This window comes from Providencia sp. Marseille-Q8014 (assembly GCF_965112055.1).
On record NZ_CBCOPT010000001.1, the window covers coordinates 2,386,718 to 2,402,388 of the forward strand.

15 protein-coding genes are annotated in these 15,671 nt (G+C 41.3%); 8 read left to right on the forward strand and 7 right to left on the reverse strand.

The features are described 5' to 3' along the window. Positions 1-29: 29 nt before the first annotated feature. Genes ACWPW6_RS10450 through aspS form a run of 3 tightly spaced genes read right to left on the reverse strand, consistent with a single transcriptional unit; the run spans position 30 to position 3,018 of the window. Entirely contained in the window at positions 30-773 is a 744-nt protein-coding gene (locus ACWPW6_RS10450; protein ID WP_154622888.1) for a YebC/PmpR family DNA-binding transcriptional regulator, read from the reverse strand. A 30-nt stretch (positions 774-803) separates the two neighbouring features. Beyond that, positions 804-1,235 (reverse strand): dihydroneopterin triphosphate diphosphatase, encoded by a 432-nt coding sequence (gene nudB / locus ACWPW6_RS10455; RefSeq protein WP_249998814.1) that lies wholly within the window; start codon positions 1,233-1,235, stop codon positions 804-806. Positions 1,236-1,245: 10 nt separating this feature from the next. Further along, positions 1,246-3,018, reverse strand: a complete 1,773-nt coding sequence (gene aspS / locus ACWPW6_RS10460; protein ID WP_154622886.1) for an aspartate--tRNA ligase — start codon at positions 3,016-3,018, stop codon at positions 1,246-1,248. 582 nt (positions 3,019-3,600) lie between these two features. On the opposite strand from aspS, the gene ACWPW6_RS10465 reads away from it, so the two are divergent. The 6 genes from ACWPW6_RS10465 to ACWPW6_RS10490 all read left to right on the forward strand — a co-directional run bounded on the left by ACWPW6_RS10465 (position 3,601) and on the right by ACWPW6_RS10490 (position 7,957). Next, on the forward strand, positions 3,601-3,924 hold the full coding sequence (locus ACWPW6_RS10465; protein ID WP_154622885.1) for a DUF4377 domain-containing protein: 324 nt from the start codon (positions 3,601-3,603) through the stop codon (positions 3,922-3,924). A 185-nt stretch (positions 3,925-4,109) separates the two neighbouring features. Beyond that, positions 4,110-4,514 (forward strand): NUDIX hydrolase, encoded by a 405-nt coding sequence (locus ACWPW6_RS10470; RefSeq protein WP_163861877.1) that lies wholly within the window; start codon positions 4,110-4,112, stop codon positions 4,512-4,514. A 155-nt stretch (positions 4,515-4,669) separates the two neighbouring features. Next, the gene (locus ACWPW6_RS10475) at positions 4,670-5,068 is read left to right on the forward strand and encodes an MAPEG family protein (protein WP_154622884.1); all 399 of its coding nucleotides are present in this window, start codon (positions 4,670-4,672) and stop codon (positions 5,066-5,068) included. Positions 5,069-5,201: 133 nt separating this feature from the next. Continuing rightward, complete coding sequence (gene cmoA, locus ACWPW6_RS10480; protein WP_163861880.1) at positions 5,202-5,957, forward strand: carboxy-S-adenosyl-L-methionine synthase CmoA; 756 nt, start codon at positions 5,202-5,204, stop codon at positions 5,955-5,957. Then, complete coding sequence (cmoB, locus tag ACWPW6_RS10485) at positions 5,954-6,925, forward strand: tRNA 5-methoxyuridine(34)/uridine 5-oxyacetic acid(34) synthase CmoB (protein ID WP_196713062.1); 972 nt, start codon at positions 5,954-5,956, stop codon at positions 6,923-6,925. Before cmoA ends, cmoB begins: the two co-directional genes overlap by 4 nt. 225 nt (positions 6,926-7,150) lie before the next feature. After that, a complete protein-coding gene (locus ACWPW6_RS10490) occupies positions 7,151-7,957 on the forward strand; it encodes a hypothetical protein (RefSeq protein WP_154622288.1) in 807 nt (268 codons plus the stop codon). A gap of 349 nt (positions 7,958-8,306) precedes the next feature. Here the strand turns inward: ACWPW6_RS10490 and cutC are convergent, their stop codons facing one another. Both cutC and ACWPW6_RS10500 read right to left on the reverse strand, forming a co-directional pair. Continuing rightward, a complete protein-coding gene (cutC, locus tag ACWPW6_RS10495) occupies positions 8,307-9,068 on the reverse strand; it encodes a copper homeostasis protein CutC (protein WP_154622287.1) in 762 nt (253 codons plus the stop codon). Positions 9,069-9,247: 179 nt separating this feature from the next. Beyond that, positions 9,248-9,802, reverse strand: coding sequence for a VOC family protein (locus ACWPW6_RS10500; protein WP_249998815.1), 555 nt, complete (start codon positions 9,800-9,802; stop codon positions 9,248-9,250). Between the two features lie 228 nt (positions 9,803-10,030). Between ACWPW6_RS10500 and argS the strand changes: the two genes are divergently transcribed. Continuing rightward, positions 10,031-11,761: an arginine--tRNA ligase gene (gene argS, locus ACWPW6_RS10505; protein ID WP_249998817.1), complete on the forward strand. Its 1,731-nt coding sequence runs from the start codon at positions 10,031-10,033 to the stop codon at positions 11,759-11,761. A 114-nt stretch (positions 11,762-11,875) separates the two neighbouring features. On the opposite strand, the gene murJ is transcribed toward argS, so the two are convergent. Together murJ and rimJ are read right to left on the reverse strand one after the other, a co-directional pair. Then, positions 11,876-13,411 carry a murein biosynthesis integral membrane protein MurJ gene (gene murJ, locus ACWPW6_RS10510; protein ID WP_154622285.1) on the reverse strand — a complete coding sequence of 512 codons (1,536 nt, stop codon included), beginning with the start codon at positions 13,409-13,411 and terminating at the stop codon, positions 11,876-11,878. 172 nt (positions 13,412-13,583) lie between these two features. After that, positions 13,584-14,171, reverse strand: coding sequence for a ribosomal protein S5-alanine N-acetyltransferase (gene rimJ, locus ACWPW6_RS10515; protein WP_154622284.1), 588 nt, complete (start codon positions 14,169-14,171; stop codon positions 13,584-13,586). Between the two features lie 177 nt (positions 14,172-14,348). Between rimJ and mdtH the strand changes: the two genes are divergently transcribed. Next, positions 14,349-15,551, forward strand: a complete 1,203-nt coding sequence (gene mdtH, locus ACWPW6_RS10520; RefSeq protein WP_154622283.1) for a multidrug efflux MFS transporter MdtH — start codon at positions 14,349-14,351, stop codon at positions 15,549-15,551. Positions 15,552-15,671: the final 120 nt, after the last annotated feature.

Genomic DNA, 15,671 nt, shown 5'->3' on the forward strand with positions numbered 1-15,671 from the left:
GCCTCTTTCTCTACGCGAGTAACATCTGATTACAACTGAGCGGCGACTTCGTCTGAGATGTCACCATTGTGATAAACTTCTTGTACGTCGTCAGAATCTTCCAGCATATCAATCAGACGCAGTAATTTAGGTGCCGTTTCGACATCTAATTCTGCTTTTGTTGATGGGATCATGGAAACTTCTGCACCTTCACTTGTGAAACCAGCGGCATCAAGCGCATCCTTCACTTCACCAAAGGTCTCTGGTGTTGTGTAAACATCGATCGCTCCGTCATCGTAGGTTTCAACATCTTCCGCGCCAGCTTCCAATGCCGCTTCCATCAGTGCATCTTCATCCACACCAGGCGCGTAAGTAATCACACCACGTTTAGTAAATAAGTAAGAAACTGAACCATCAGTGCCTAAGTTACCGCCAGTTTTAGTGAAAGCATGACGAACTTCGGAAACGGTACGATTACGATTATCGCTCAAGCATTCAACCATCACGGCTGTACCACCTGGGCCATAACCTTCATAAATGATAGTTTCCATATTATCATTTTCATCATTCCCTACACCACGCGCAATCGCACGGTTCAGGGTATCACGTGTCATGTTATTGGATAATGCTTTATCCACAGCGGCACGTAAACGTGGGTTAGTCGCAGGGTCACCACCCCCTAAACGTGCTGCTGTCACCAGCTCACGGATAATTTTAGTGAAAATTTTACCGCGCTTAGCATCTTGTGCCGCTTTACGGTGCTTGGTGTTGGCCCATTTACTATGACCTGCCATGAAATCTCTCCAAAAACGTCAATAAAATAATTAAACAGCAAATTCTAAAATAGCTTGACGGTTACTCCATGATTTCGTTAATTCCGCCGCTTTTTCTGGCGGCAGCCAACAAAATTCAGTATGTTCCGTCAAAATTGGTACGCGTTCTTCACTGAGTACCATTTTAAACCAATGCTCTTTACAGTGAGTAACATTAGGAGCATAACGATGCCTGAAATGCGCAAAGATTTCAAAAGTGACTTCGCGCGCTAAATCGAAAAACTGCCCTTCCTGAGGAAAAAACCCAGTTTCTTCGACAACTTCTCGCATTGCCGTTTCAAGGCGATCTTCGTTATTTTCCAAACTGCCGGTCACTGACTGCCAGAAATCGGGATCATCCTGACGTCTCAGCATCAGAACATTACCGCTGTTTTCAGCGGTAATGATTACCAATACCGATTCTGGGCGTTTAAACCCCTTCATAACGAATGAATTAGTCTTCCGCGTCTTTTGCAACGACTGAAATCGCCAATTCTGTCAATGCGTCAGGGTTGGCGTGACTTGGTGCATTCGTCATTAAACATGCCGCTGCCGTTGTTTTAGGGAAAGCGATAACATCGCGGATATTATCGGTACCGGTTAACAACATGACGAGACGGTCAAGACCAAATGCTAAACCTGCATGTGGTGGTGTACCATATTTTAATGCATCTAGCAGGAAGCCAAATTTTTCTGCTTGCTCTTCTTCATTAATACCCAGAATATTAAACACGGTTTGTTGCATTTCACTGCGATGGATACGTACTGAACCGCCACCGACTTCGTAGCCATTGATGACCATATCATACGCGTTAGCAACCGCATCTTCTGGTTTCTTAGCCAGATCTTCTGGTGAATAATCACGTGGAGAAGTGAATGGATGGTGCATTGCCGTTAAACCACCTTCCCCATCATCTTCAAACATTGGGAAATCAATAACCCATAGCGGCTTCCAGCTATTTAAATCTGTAATGGCAAAATCGCGTCCAACCTTCAGACGTAAAGCGCCCATTGAATCCGTCACGATATTTTTCGCGCCAGCACCGAATAAGAGGATATCACCGTCCGCCGCATCCGTAATATCAAGCAATTGATTAATGATTTCTTCATTTAAGAATTTAGCGACTGGGCTTTGAATTCCTTCTGCCCCTTTAGCGCGCTCATTAACCTTCATCCAGGCAAGCCCTTTAGCACCATAGATACCGACAAATTGACCATACTCGTCAATTTGTTTACGTGTCATGGCTGCTCCGCCTGGTACTTTTAATGCGACCACGCGGCCTTTCGGATCATTCGCGGGCTGTGCAAAAACAGCGAATTCAACATTTTTAACGATATCGGCAACATCAACCAATTCCATTGGGTTACGCAGGTCTGGCTTGTCTGAACCATAACGACGCATTGCTTCTGCAAAAGTCATTATAGGGAAATCACCTAAATCAACATTCTTCACGTCTTGCCATAATTGGCGGATCATGCGTTCCATGATTTCACGCACTTGTTCCGCCGTCATAAATGACGTTTCAACATCGATCTGAGTAAATTCAGGTTGACGATCTGCACGCAAGTCTTCGTCACGGAAGCACTTCACGATCTGGTAATAACGGTCAAAACCCGACATCATCAGCAATTGTTTAAACAATTGTGGTGACTGCGGTAATGCATAAAACTTGCCTTTATGAACACGGCTTGGTACCAAGTAGTCACGAGCCCCTTCTGGGGTTGCTTTTGTGAGCATTGGTGTTTCAACATCAACAAACCCTTCTTCATCCATAAAACGGCGGACAAAACTGGTGATTTTAGCTCGGGTGCGTAGACGCTCTGACATCTCAGGACGGCGAAGGTCAAGGTAACGATACTTTAAGCGACGCTCTTCTGTATTCGTTTGATTACTATCCAGAGGTAATGGCTCTGATTTATTAAAGACATTAAGCTCTTCAGCAAAGATTTCAATTTCCCCTGTCGCCATATCTTTATTTTTTTGGTTATCTGGGCGAGCACGGACAGTCCCTGTAATCTGTATACAGAATTCATTACGCAATTCCGAAGCTTTTTCAAAGAGGTCTTTGCGCTCTGGATCGAAAAAGACTTGAACGACCCCTTCACGGTCACGCATATCGATAAAAATCAAACCACCTAAATCACGACGGCGGTTTACCCATCCACAAAGAGTGACTTTTTGGCCTTCATGGGCAATATTTAACTGCCCACAATAGTTAGTACGCATACAATATCCTTTTTACTCAGCTTGTTGTGCATTTGCTTGCTGCGGAAATTTGGCATTTTGCTGAACATTCAGAATGTCAAAAAAGGCAGACATTATACAGGAAATTCTGTTGCACAAACAGTTACGTATTAGGAGGCAATACCTAATATTTTTGTTTTTAATCATATTTGCATCGATTAAAAGGTCGCCAACATAACGTAACGAGTACTGTACATTGATAGAGACAGAATTTATGACTGAGGGTAATTTTAAGTGACTCTGTCGGTGATGTACATATTCCAACTCGGGTTTATTTTCTCTTGATTGCTTAATAGACAGGCCATGCCCCCGCCAATATCTATCATTGACTAGCCAATAAAGGACAAAACCATCAATATTCGCAATCTAGGCCACTTAATAACCAAACGACGCATTGACTTGATGATGGCATATTGCATCAGTCATAAAGAAAATGTGATAAATAAAAAGATTCCACGCACCAATAAACTACCTGTTTCATTTCACATTCATCGATTTCAGAATCATTACCGCTGTTATTTGTTATAATTACACTAATTTCAACTGTATGTATAAGGTTATTCGATGAAAAAATGTGTATTCGTTTCTTCACTCCTTTTTGTTCTTGTAGGCTGCCAAACAGTGAAAACTACTGATAACACTAAAACTTTTTATATCGATTCAACTCTCGCGGATTGTGTCGGCGTTGCTCCGATGAAATGTATGAAAATCAAACAGAACCAACAGGCTGATTGGGAACTGTTCTATGGCACTATCCAAGGATTTGACTACCAACCGGGTTATCAATATACCTTAAAAGTCAACCAATTTGATGTCGCCAACCCGCCAGCAGACGCGCCAAGCCTGCGTTATGAGTTGGTTGAAATCATCAACAAAACCAAAAAATAAGTTTATTGTATTTTAAATCCGACCATGAGGACTTTATCACTCAACCACCCCATGGTCATTCAAACACATTCCCCATTGTTTTCATTATATTTGGGTAATATTATTGGTTACCTTAAATGGCGTAAAACAACTGGCGCCTATACACAGCATAGTAAAAAACATTCAACAGAAGGTAATGGCTCACCGTGAACCATAAAATTATCGATAAATTAGGTTTAATTACACTTTCTAACCGAAAAGTTGCCATGGTTCGTTCCCATAATAAAGAATTGTTTTACATTCCAGGTGGAAAACGTGAGCCAGATGAAAGTGATGAGCAGGCCTTGTGCCGTGAAATTAACGAAGAGTTAACCTTAACGTTAGAGAAAGACTCAATACGTTTTTATGGGGAGTTTATTGGCCCTGCTGATGGTAAACAAGAGGGTACGCAAGTGCGTATTCGTTGTTATTTTGCCAATTATGATGGGGTCGCTCAGCCTGCCGCGGAAATTGCAGAACTTGCTTGGTTTAATAGCTCAAATTTAGGCCATTGTTCCGCCACAGCCGCAAGGGTTGTTTCGCAACTACAACAAGACAACCTAATTGATTAAATAACAACCTGAACGTGTTTGGGATTTGTGTAAACTTTGTTTGAATATTAATGATTAATAGTTTTACTATTAGTAAATTTTACTAGTTTCTATTAATATAATGCGTAGTTTTAATCAGTTAGTCAGTCAATTTGATTAAGCAATGGAGTGAATAAATGGTCAGCTCTCTGTATGCTGTACTGGGCGCTTTGTTACTACTTAAGCTATCGTTAAATGTTGTAAAGCTCAGAAATCAATACCGTGTATCTTATGGTGACGGGGGTTTTTATGAGTTACAGACTGCGATCCGCGTTCATGGTAACGCAATTGAATATATTCCTATCGCTTTAATTTTGCTACTGTTTATGGAAATGAACGGTGCACAAGTTTGGATGATCCACCTTTGTGGACTAATTCTGATTGCAGGACGAGTCCTACATTCTTATGGTTTGAAAAATCATGACGGCTCTTATCGTCGTTCAGGTATGGCGGCAACGTATATCGCAATGACGTTAATGGTTATCGCCAATATTTACTACCTACCTTGGATCCAAATTTTTTCTTTCAATCTTTAGTTATTATTATCAATGCGGCACTGTGAACGAGTGTCGTAAAACTTTTATTGCACTTTTGACCGATTGATTTTCAGGTTACGTCCCTTTTCTGCTACAATCCGCAACTACTTTTTGTTTTATATATACAGATCTTATGTCAAGTCAGGAATCCAATAACAAAGACAGCCTCTTTAGCGCCCCAATTGCTAATTTGGGTGATTGGCAATTTGATGAAAAAGTTGCCGAAGTCTTTCCCGATATGATCCAGCGTTCCGTACCGGGTTATTCAAACATCATTACGATGATTGGCATGTTAGCAGGCCGTTTTGTCACCGAAAATAGTCATGTTTATGACCTTGGTTGCTCATTAGGCGCTGCAACACTCTCTATACGTCGTAATATTACAGCTCAGCATTGTCAGATTATCGCTGTCGACAATTCACCCGCCATGATTGAACGTTGCCGTCGCCATCTTGATGCCTATAAGGCAGAAACGCCTGTGGAGGTTATTGAAGGTGACATTCGCGATGTCCATATTGAAAATGCCTCGATGGTGGTGCTCAATTTTACGTTGCAGTTTCTTAATCCGAATGACCGCCAACAGTTATTAAATAAAATCTATCAAGGTCTCAAACCTGGTGGCATTCTTGTGTTATCGGAAAAATTCAATTTTGAAGACCACGAAATTGGTGAATTATTATTCAATATGCATCATGATTTTAAACGTGCTAATGGCTATAGCGAGTTAGAGATTAGTCAAAAACGTAGCATGCTAGAAAATGTGATGCTAACAGATTCCGTTGACACACATAAATCACGTTTAAAACAAGCGGGTTTTACTCACTGTGAAGTGTGGTTCCAATGCTTTAATTTTGGCTCGTTATTAGCCCTTAAAGAGGCTCAGTTATGATCGATTTTGGCCGTTTTTATCAGCAAATCGCAACAGGTCCTTTAAGTCATTGGCTTGATACGCTACCAGCACAACTTAGCGAGTGGAAAAGCAACCAATTGCATGGCGGTTTTAAGTCTTGGGAAAAAATGCTAGATAATTTACCTATCATGGAACCAACCCATCTAGACTTAAAAAATAGCGTCACGGCACTACGCGAACCTGAGTTATCCGCGGGTGAAACACGCCGCCTAAACAATATTCTTGAGCAACTAAAACCTTGGCGTAAAGGCCCTTTTTCGCTCTATGGGATTAACATTGATACTGAATGGCGTTCTGATTGGAAATGGGATCGCGTTTTACCACACATTTCCCCTTTAAAGGATAAGATGATCCTTGATGTCGGTTGCGGCAGTGGTTACCACATGTGGCGAATGTTAGGTGAAGGCGCTTCATTTGTTGTCGGGATAGATCCAACGCAACTCTTTCTTTGCCAGTTTGAAGCCGTAAGAAAATTATTGGGGGATGATCAGCGCGCTCACCTCTTACCATTAGGAATTGAGCAACTGCCAACGCTTGCTGCTTTTGATACCGTATTTTCAATGGGAGTACTCTATCATCGCCGTTCACCACTCGACCATTTGTGGCAACTGAAAAACCAATTAGTCAATGAAGGCGAACTGGTACTAGAAAGTCTAGTTATCGAGGGGGATGAATTTCAGTGTTTAGTACCGGGCGACCGCTACGCACAAATGCGCAATGTTTACTTTATTCCCTCTGCAAAAATGCTGAAAGTGTGGTTAGAAAAATGCGGTTTTGTCGATGTTCGCATTGTTGACCAAGCGATTACAACGGTTGAAGAGCAACGTCGTACTGAATGGATGAAAACAGATTCACTGGCTGAATTTTTGGATCCTCATGATGCGACCAAAACTATTGAAGGCTATCCTGCGCCATTACGCGCCATCCTTGTTGCACGTAAACCATAAAATCATAGAATAAGGGTGGCTAATGCCACGCTTATTCTTTTCCCAGCGATTATTCATCATTTTAAATCTGTCGTTATTAATACTAATTTAAATACTTAGGTCATAATAAATTAACCAAACTGTATAAACATTTTATTTCCTCAAAGCTTATCGATATAATAATATTTATATCAATATGAAATAAAATTTAATTATTGTTAATTACAGACTTATTTGGATATTCTTATGAAGCCTTCCCTTATTTTTATCGTTCCTTTCTCTTTTCTTTTACTCGCTTGCTCTCCTCCAGAAAATAGAATTCATACCGCAATAAAAAAAGAGATTGCCACATATTACCCTGACCCTGATTCAATACAATATAAAGATATTGTTGTTCATCGAAATGCCAATGAAGCTATCGTTTGTGGTGAGTTTAATGCAAAGAACAATCAAAATGAGTTGATGGGGTTTAAACCATTTGTCAGTGAAATTTATATTGGTGACAATATAGAGATCAACTCTATTCGCGTTGGTAATCGTATTCGCAAAGAGAGTTTTCCTGCCTTAGTTTGTCAGCATGGCAGCTATGATGAAGGTGTTAAAGCACAGAATCGGCAAAATAAAGCGTTTTTAGATAATATGAATGGGTTAGCTCAGATAGAAAGCTATATTGACGATTCATCCGTCGGCAATCGTGTAAGGTCTTACCTTATTAATAGAGCAAAAGAGATCTACGAGAATGAATTAAGCCCCGAAACACTCAAGGTCGTGGACTCCACTGAAGGTCGTTTGGTCACTGTTGTTGCCTATAAAAAAGGTGATGATGTCTACTTTGCTTCTATACTCAACCAAGAGATCTATGAGTTAGAACCAATAAAAAATTCCGTCGTAAAATATATTCATGGGGCTGAAAAAGATAAGAACCTCGTTGTGTTAGGAAATTATACGACGGAAGATAATGGTGAAAAAGTCTCTGAACTGCTCCTATTAGCCGTAGAGATCCTAGAAAATGGTGTATCATATGCAAATGCCGTTTTCCCAGCCAAGTCTTAATTAAACGTCATTTAATTGGGCACATTATTTTTTATAATTGCCCAATCAATTTAAGTGTATTTATCGCATAAAGAAGGTTATCTTATACGCCATTACGTCTATTTTATCGATACAACCAATCATATTATTGACGCCTTTAAAGAGTGAAATTATTGTCGTCGAGTTGATACCTTCTTATTATCGCCCTACTCTTTATTTCTAGAGCAATATTATCCCTAATGGGCTTGGTATATTATTTATCGTGAAAAGAATACATTCGATGATATATTGCAAATATAGATTAACTGACCAAAAAAAGAGAGATAAATATCCCTCTTTTTTATCGTTCTATTGTTGAATAACGTCGCCGCTATGCCGAAATTTTTTCAGTAATCGAAATAAAATCTTTCATTGCCTCAACTGTTGGCCCATCAACACAGTAATGTGTAAACTCATCATTTTCACTGTTTGATGCCATCGTCACACCAACTTTACGGTAGTTCATGCTTGAGGGAACTGATTTACCCGCTGAGCTGTGCACTTCCGTCAAACCGATTTCCATAAACTTACTTAAATTGGCTAATCGTACCCCAGCGCCAGCCATAATGATTGGGCCATTGATTTCTCGGCTTTTTTCGTTTAGCTCTTTCAGTAATGGTAAACCTAACTCTGCATTTTGTTGTTGTCCAGAGGTCAGGATCCGAGCCACACCTAAGTTTTTTAACTGTTCAAGGGCTAGCAATGGATTAATACACATATCAAAGGCACGGTGAAAAGTAATATGCATTCCTTGTGCTATTTCCATCAATATATGCATACGATCAATATCAATACGCCCTTCGGTATCAAGGATACCGATGACAGCACCAGGAAAGCCCATTTCTTTTACCATAATCAAATCATCTCTGATCACATCAAATTCATTTGTGTCATAGCAAAAATCACCGCCGCGAGGACGAATTATTGGGTGAACGGGAATATGCAGTTTTTCGTTTGCTAACTTTAAATACCCATAACTCGGTGTTAGGCCACCATCAGCTGCACCAGAACATAATTCAATGCGATCAGCGCCATATTCTTGGGCGACTTGAGCGCATTCAATACCAAAACAGCAAATCTCCAGCTTTGCCATGACCACCTCCAAAGGTAGAATCAAACTCTGACGTTAAAACTTAATTCATCAACTTAATATGAGCCTGTTATTCGTTAATATTTAGCTAATAATGCCATTAATTTCTGAGCGTTATCGGATAGATATCACACCATGAACAGTTTTTTCCGAATTATTAGTCATAACGTTAATTGCATCACTTATTTTTCGCTTTCTATCACCTGTTTTAGCGTGTAAGGGTGATATTTTACCGTTATCTCCCCATTAGTGACTGCTAATGTTGGATTTGGCAAGCTTTCACTCTGCCCTTTCGGCTGGCTCATTTTCACGCTATAACCTTCTGGTAGCGGTTGAGGTAACAGGGCAAGCGCCGCACTTTCTAACTGTTCAGGCTCGACGTTCATCACCAGCTCAATATGTTCCCATGATTCTTGGGCATACCTTTTATCTTTTGGAAAAGGGAGTTCAACGACAGAGACTTCCTGAGTTGCAATCACTAAAGGTCTATTAAGCTCAAATAAACAAATAGGACGTCCGTTGATTTCATTTTCAGATAAAAGCTGAGCGCATTTTAATAGACCTTTTTGCCAACGTTGTGCTGTCTCGATATGATGACAACGAACAGAAATGTGGTCAATCTGATAATCAGTGAGTGAAAGAGATAACTCTGTCGCCATCTTCGCTAATTTTTGCTCAAACTCAGGTAATGCATTCCACAAATCATGCAACTCAAGCACTTCAACAAATTCAGTCATTCAACATACTCTTTTTCATACATTAATATTTCGTGTGTTAAATCACTCGTCGTGAGTATCCTCATTCAAATTGAAGAATGATCAGCAAACAGTGAATAAAACGGCTTGACTGTAGCACGACTCCTCAAAAATATGGTATAAAACCTGCCGAATTTTCTCTTCTTTCTTTTAGTTCTGCGCGTGTAATGGCACAATGCGCTAACTATGTTCGTTATTTAAGGTAATCCGGTGAATATTCAGGCTATTCTTTCAGATAAAATCAGTGCTGCAATGCAGGCAGCGGGAGCCCCAGAAGGCAGTGATGCACTTGTGCGTCAATCAGCAAAAGCCCAATTTGGTGACTATCAAGCAAATGGTGTCATGGGCGCAGCGAAAAAAATGGGCATCAATCCCCGACAACTGGCCGAGCAAGTTGTCAGCCATTTAGATCTTGAAGGTATTGCAAGCAAAATAGACATTGCTGGGCCGGGTTTCATCAATATCTTTCTTGAGCCAAACTGGATCACGACCCAAGCTGAACACGCATTGAGCAGTGACCACCTTGGCTTATCACCCGTGAAATCTGAAACGATAGTTATCGACTACTCTGCCCCGAACGTCGCTAAACAAATGCACGTGGGCCATTTACGTTCAACGATTATCGGTGATGCTGCTGCCCGTACCTTAGAGTTTTTAGGTCATAAAGTGATCCGCGCTAACCACGTAGGTGACTGGGGTACCCAATTTGGTATGCTCATTGCTTATCTTGAAAAGATGCAAAATGAAAATGCCAGTGACATGGCACTGGCTGATCTCGAAGAGTTTTACCGCGAAGCGAAACAGCATTATGACTCAGATGAGGCTTTTGCCGAACGTGCGCGCGGTTATGTGGTGAAACTGCAATCAGGTGATGAGTATTGCCGCAAAATGTGGCGTAAATTGGTTGATATCACCATGCAACAAAATCAGCAAACCTATCATCGCCTCAATGTTACTTTGACTGAAGATGATGTGATGGGTGAAAGTCTCTATAACGATATGTTGCCAGGGATTGTTGCGGATCTTAAAGCCAAAGGCTTAGCGGTTGAAAGCGAAGGAGCCACCGTCGTTTACCTTGATGAATTTAAAAACAAGGAAGGCGAACCAATGGGTGTCATCATCCAGAAAAAAGACGGCGGTTTTTTATATACAACAACCGATATTGCTTGTGCTAAATATCGCCACGAGGTTCTGCATGCAGATCGTGCTCTTTACTATATTGACTCACGTCAGCATCAACACTTGATGCAAGCTTGGACCATTGTTCGTAAAGCTGGCTATATTCCTGAGTCTATGTCACTTGAACACCATATGTTCGGGATGATGTTAGGTAAAGATGGCAAACCTTTCAAAACACGTTCTGGTGGCACCGTTCGCCTTTCTGATTTATTAGATGAAGCGATCGAACGCGCGCAAATTCTAATCCGTGCTAAAAATCCTGATATGCCCGAAAATGAGCTCAATAATGTTGCTAATGTTGTTGGTATTGGTGCCGTTAAATATGCGGATCTATCAAAAAGCCGTACAACAGACTACATTTTTGATTGGGATAACATGCTCGCTTTCGAGGGAAATACCGCGCCATATATGCAATATGCCTACACCCGTGTCGCCTCAATCTTCAAAAAAGCCAACATCACACAAGCTGATCTGACTCAGCCAATGGCGTTACAAGATCCTCGTGAACTCGCACTTGCTACTCGTCTCATGCAGTTTGAAGAAACAATATTGATGGTAGCACGTGATGGTACGCCTCATGTCATGTGTGCTTATCTGTATGATTTAGCAGGTCTGTTCTCTAGTTTCTACGAGCACTGCCCTATTTTAACTGCTGAAAACGATGCACAACGTCAAAGCCGTTTAAAACTCGCACTATTAACTCAAAAAACCTTGAAAGCGGGCTTAGATACATTAGGCATCGAAACTGTCGAACGCATGTAATATACCGCTTGACCATCAACCCATATCCTAGGATATGGGTTTTTTATAGGTATCTTAATAATAAAAAACGCGCCCAAAACAGCACGTTTTTTATATATGAATCAGCAAATAATGTTAAATGCTGTGCTTTTTAAAATCCCTTGGGCGGAAGCCTAAAGCAAACAGAGCCGCAAAATAACTCCCCGCACCGATAATCACGACAAACATTAAACGCAACATGCGCATGGCCATATTCCCGTCTTGCCATTCTGGCATAAACTGTAATACACCAAACAGAACCGCTGCCATGACAATAAGTGCGACGATGAGTTTAAAAATAAAGACTTTCCAACCTGCAAGTGGTTTGAAAATTTCTTGTTTGCGTAACTGCCAATACAGAACCCCAGCATTAAAACAGGCCGCCAAACCAATTGACAGCGCTAAACCTGCATGCTTCATTGGCCCAATAAAGGCTAAATTCATTAATTGCGTTAAGATTAACGTAACAATAGCGATTTTAACTGGCGTTCTAATATCCTGACGAGAATAAAAACCCGGTGCTAAAATTTTCACTAAAATCATGCCGGTAAGCCCTACACAATATGCCATCAATGCATATTGTGTCATCAACGAGTCATGCGCCGTAAACTTATCATATTGGAATAAAGACACGGTTAATGCTTCTGACAAAATAGCTAATCCAATGGCGCAAGGTAAGGCTAACAATAAGCAAAGGCGTAGCCCCCAGTCCATTAAATGACGGTATTCTTGATGATTGCCACTCGTAAAACTTTTTGATAGTGATGGCAATAAAATAGTCCCTAACGCAACCCCAAGAACACCGGAAGGTAATTCCATCAACCTATCGGCGTAATACATCCAAGATACGGAACCTGACTGCAAGAATGACGCGAAGATCGTATTGATAATCAAAGAAATTTGACTGACCGATACCCCAATAATAGCTGGCCCCATCATTTTCATCACTCGCCAAACCCCACTATCACGAAAAGAGATCCGCGGGAGGACAAGCATACCGATTTTTTTCAAATGAGGGAGCTGATAGACCAGCTGTAAAACCCCTCCCACAATAACCGCCCAAGCCAATGACATCACTGGCGGATCAAAATAAGGGGCAGCAAATGCAGCAAAGAAAATCATACTCACGTTCAGAAGGGTCGGGGCAAACGCGGGGACCGAGAAGCGGTTCCAAGTGTTCAATATTGCCCCTGCCAGTGATGCTAATGAGATCAAGAAAATATAGGGGAAAGTAACACGTAAGAGATCGGTGGTTAACGCAAATTTATCGGCATCTGTGGTAAAACCGGGTGCAGTGACATAGATTATCCATGGTGCGGCGATCATCCCAAGGACAGTCACAATGGCTAAAGCCAATGTCAGCATTCCAGAAATATAAGCAACAAAAGTACGGGTTGCTTCATCGCCTTGTTGATTCTTATATTCCGCTAATATTGGCACAAACGCTTGTGAAAATGCGCCCTCGGCAAAAATTCGGCGCAACAGATTGGGCAGTTTGAATGCAACAAAAAAAGCATCTGCCGCGGCTCCAGCACCAAATACTCGAGCAATGATAGCATCACGGATAAACCCAAGCACTCGAGACATCATCGTCATGGAGCTTATCGCTGCTAATGATTTTAATAAATTCATGATAGGCAAACTAAAAGAAAACAATCGTGCCAGTTTATCAGCGCAGAGCATAACTGACTATGATTGAAAAGTTAAAATCGGATTTTACTCGTCTACTGAAAGCGACAACCCAGCGAGCATAGCCAGTGGCTGGTGTTTAGCAGCTCTTCAGCATATTGAGCAAGACACTTAATCAAGGTTTTATTTGTTTCCAATTTTCATTGGTAAGTGCTGTTAAAACATGATCACGCCATTGACCATCAATTTGCAAATATTGTTTTGCATAACCTTCTCGTTCAAAACCAAGACGTGCTAATAGATTGCCACTACGCAGGTTATGTGGCATATAGTTCGCCATAATCCGGTGCATTCCTTGATGTGTTTGCATATAACGGATAGTGTGAGCAAGAGCCTCATACATCAATCCCTTCCCTTGCCATTTTTCACCTAACGAGTAGCCTAAATAGCATGCATGAAAAGCGCCACGCAGCACATTACTAAAGTTAGCAACACCGATCACTTCATTTTCTTGATTATCTAATAATAAAAAATGATAGGCATTACCCTGACGATGCAATTCGGTCATTAGGTGTAAACGATTGTTCCAACTTGATGGATTGAAATGTGAGCTATCGCGAGTCGGCTCCCATGGTTTTAAAAACTCTTTATTTTCGCTGTAATAATCCGCTAACCGATAGCTATCACGCTCATACGCTAAACGTACAACCATTCTTTCTGTCACAAGACGTACTTTTGGCTCATTTGTTCGATAACCAAACATCGTTAACCCTTTTAAAATTGAATCACCAGAAACGGCGTAATGCTAAAAAATAAAACATTAATAACTCATCGTTCTAACGATAAAAAAATATCATCTTCCCTAGCCTATTCTACTGATATTATTGATGGGAGACATTAAGAATCCTTCCTTCTTTGTTATTTTTTACGATGGTGTGTCATGGCGCAGGTATCACAGGCGAGAAGTCTGGGTAAATATTTTTTACTCCTAGACAATATGTTGGTTGTTCTAGGTTTTTTTGTCGTGTTTCCATTAATTTCCATCCGTTTTGTTGACCAATTAGGTTGGGCGGCAGTCATTGTCGGCTTTGCACTCGGTCTTAGGCAATTTGTGCAACAGGGTTTAGGCATTTTTGGTGGCGCTATTGCAGACCGTTTTGGTGCCAAACCAATGATTGTCATAGGCATGTTACTGAGAGCTTGTGGTTTTGCATTAATGGCAATCGCTCATGACCCATGGGTACTGTGGCTATCCTGCATACTATCCGCTTTAGGTGGCACCTTATTTGACCCTCCCAGAACGGCATTAGTTATCAAATTAACCCGTCCCTATGAGCGTGGCCGTTTTTATTCGCTACTTTTGATGCAAGATAGTGCTGGTGCAGTGATCGGCGCACTGATTGGCAGCTGGCTACTCCAATATGACTTCCATTATGTCTGTTGGGCGGGTGCCTTCGTCTTCGTGGTTGCCGCAATCTGCAATGCTTGGTTATTACCGGCTTATCGTATTTCAACGGTTCGAACACCAATCAAAGAAGGCATGGGGCGTGTTCTTAAAGATAAACGCTTTGTCACCTATGTTGTTACCCTCGCCGGTTATTTTATGTTATCCGTACAAGTGATGTTGATGTTTCCCATCGTTGTTAATGAGCTGGCAGGTACCCCAACCGCAGTAAAATGGATGTATGCGATTGAAGCGATGATTTCATTAACGTTGCTTTATCCTATCGCTCGTTGGAGTGAAAAGCATTTTCGACTCGAGCAACGTTTGATGGCAGGACTCTTTTTAATGAGTTTAAGCATGTTCCCGATTGGCATGACAAGCTCATTACAGGTTCTTTTTGGGTTAATTTGTTTATTCTATTTAGGCACGGTGACCGCAGATCCTGCAAGGGAAACGCTAAGTGCTTCACTGGCTGATCCCCGTGCCCGCGGCAGCTATATGGGGTTTAGTCGCTTGGGATTGGCCTTAGGTGGCGCAGTTGGTTACACTGGTGGCGGCTGGATGTACGATATCGGTCATCAATGGAATGTACCACAACTACCTTGGTTCTTATTAGGAACGATTGGATTTATTACCCTGTGGGCACTGCATAAACAGTTTAACCGCAAAAAAATTGAATCCACCATGCTAAGTGGCTAATTCAACGTATGTTTAAGTGACTCAAGCAATCATAAATTGTAACGCTCACCAATAAAAATCAGAACAGAAGACCAACTAACCCCAATTATAGGATAAGATAATGGGGTTACTGTAAAAGGA

Coding starts and splice junctions, on each gene's coding strand:
- ACWPW6_RS10450 (WP_154622888.1), bottom strand. CDS start 773: ATGGCAGGTCATAGTAAATGGGCCAACACCAAGCACCGTAAAGCGGCA.
- murJ (WP_154622285.1), bottom strand. CDS start 13,411: ATGAATTTATTAAAATCATTAGCAGCGATAAGCTCCATGACGATGATG.
- ACWPW6_RS10500 (WP_249998815.1), bottom strand. CDS start 9,802: ATGACTGAATTTGTTGAAGTGCTTGAGTTGCATGATTTGTGGAATGCA.
- ACWPW6_RS10490 (WP_154622288.1), top strand. CDS start 7,151: ATGAAGCCTTCCCTTATTTTTATCGTTCCTTTCTCTTTTCTTTTACTC.
- rimJ (WP_154622284.1), bottom strand. CDS start 14,171: ATGTTTGGTTATCGAACAAATGAGCCAAAAGTACGTCTTGTGACAGAA.
- mdtH (WP_154622283.1), top strand. CDS start 14,349: ATGGCGCAGGTATCACAGGCGAGAAGTCTGGGTAAATATTTTTTACTC.
- nudB (WP_249998814.1), bottom strand. CDS start 1,235: ATGAAGGGGTTTAAACGCCCAGAATCGGTATTGGTAATCATTACCGCT.
- cutC (WP_154622287.1), bottom strand. CDS start 9,068: ATGGCAAAGCTGGAGATTTGCTGTTTTGGTATTGAATGCGCTCAAGTC.
- aspS (WP_154622886.1), bottom strand. CDS start 3,018: ATGCGTACTAACTATTGTGGGCAGTTAAATATTGCCCATGAAGGCCAA.
- ACWPW6_RS10465 (WP_154622885.1), top strand. CDS start 3,601: ATGAAAAAATGTGTATTCGTTTCTTCACTCCTTTTTGTTCTTGTAGGC.
- cmoB (WP_196713062.1), top strand. CDS start 5,954: ATGATCGATTTTGGCCGTTTTTATCAGCAAATCGCAACAGGTCCTTTA.
- cmoA (WP_163861880.1), top strand. CDS start 5,202: ATGTCAAGTCAGGAATCCAATAACAAAGACAGCCTCTTTAGCGCCCCA.
- ACWPW6_RS10475 (WP_154622884.1), top strand. CDS start 4,670: ATGGTCAGCTCTCTGTATGCTGTACTGGGCGCTTTGTTACTACTTAAG.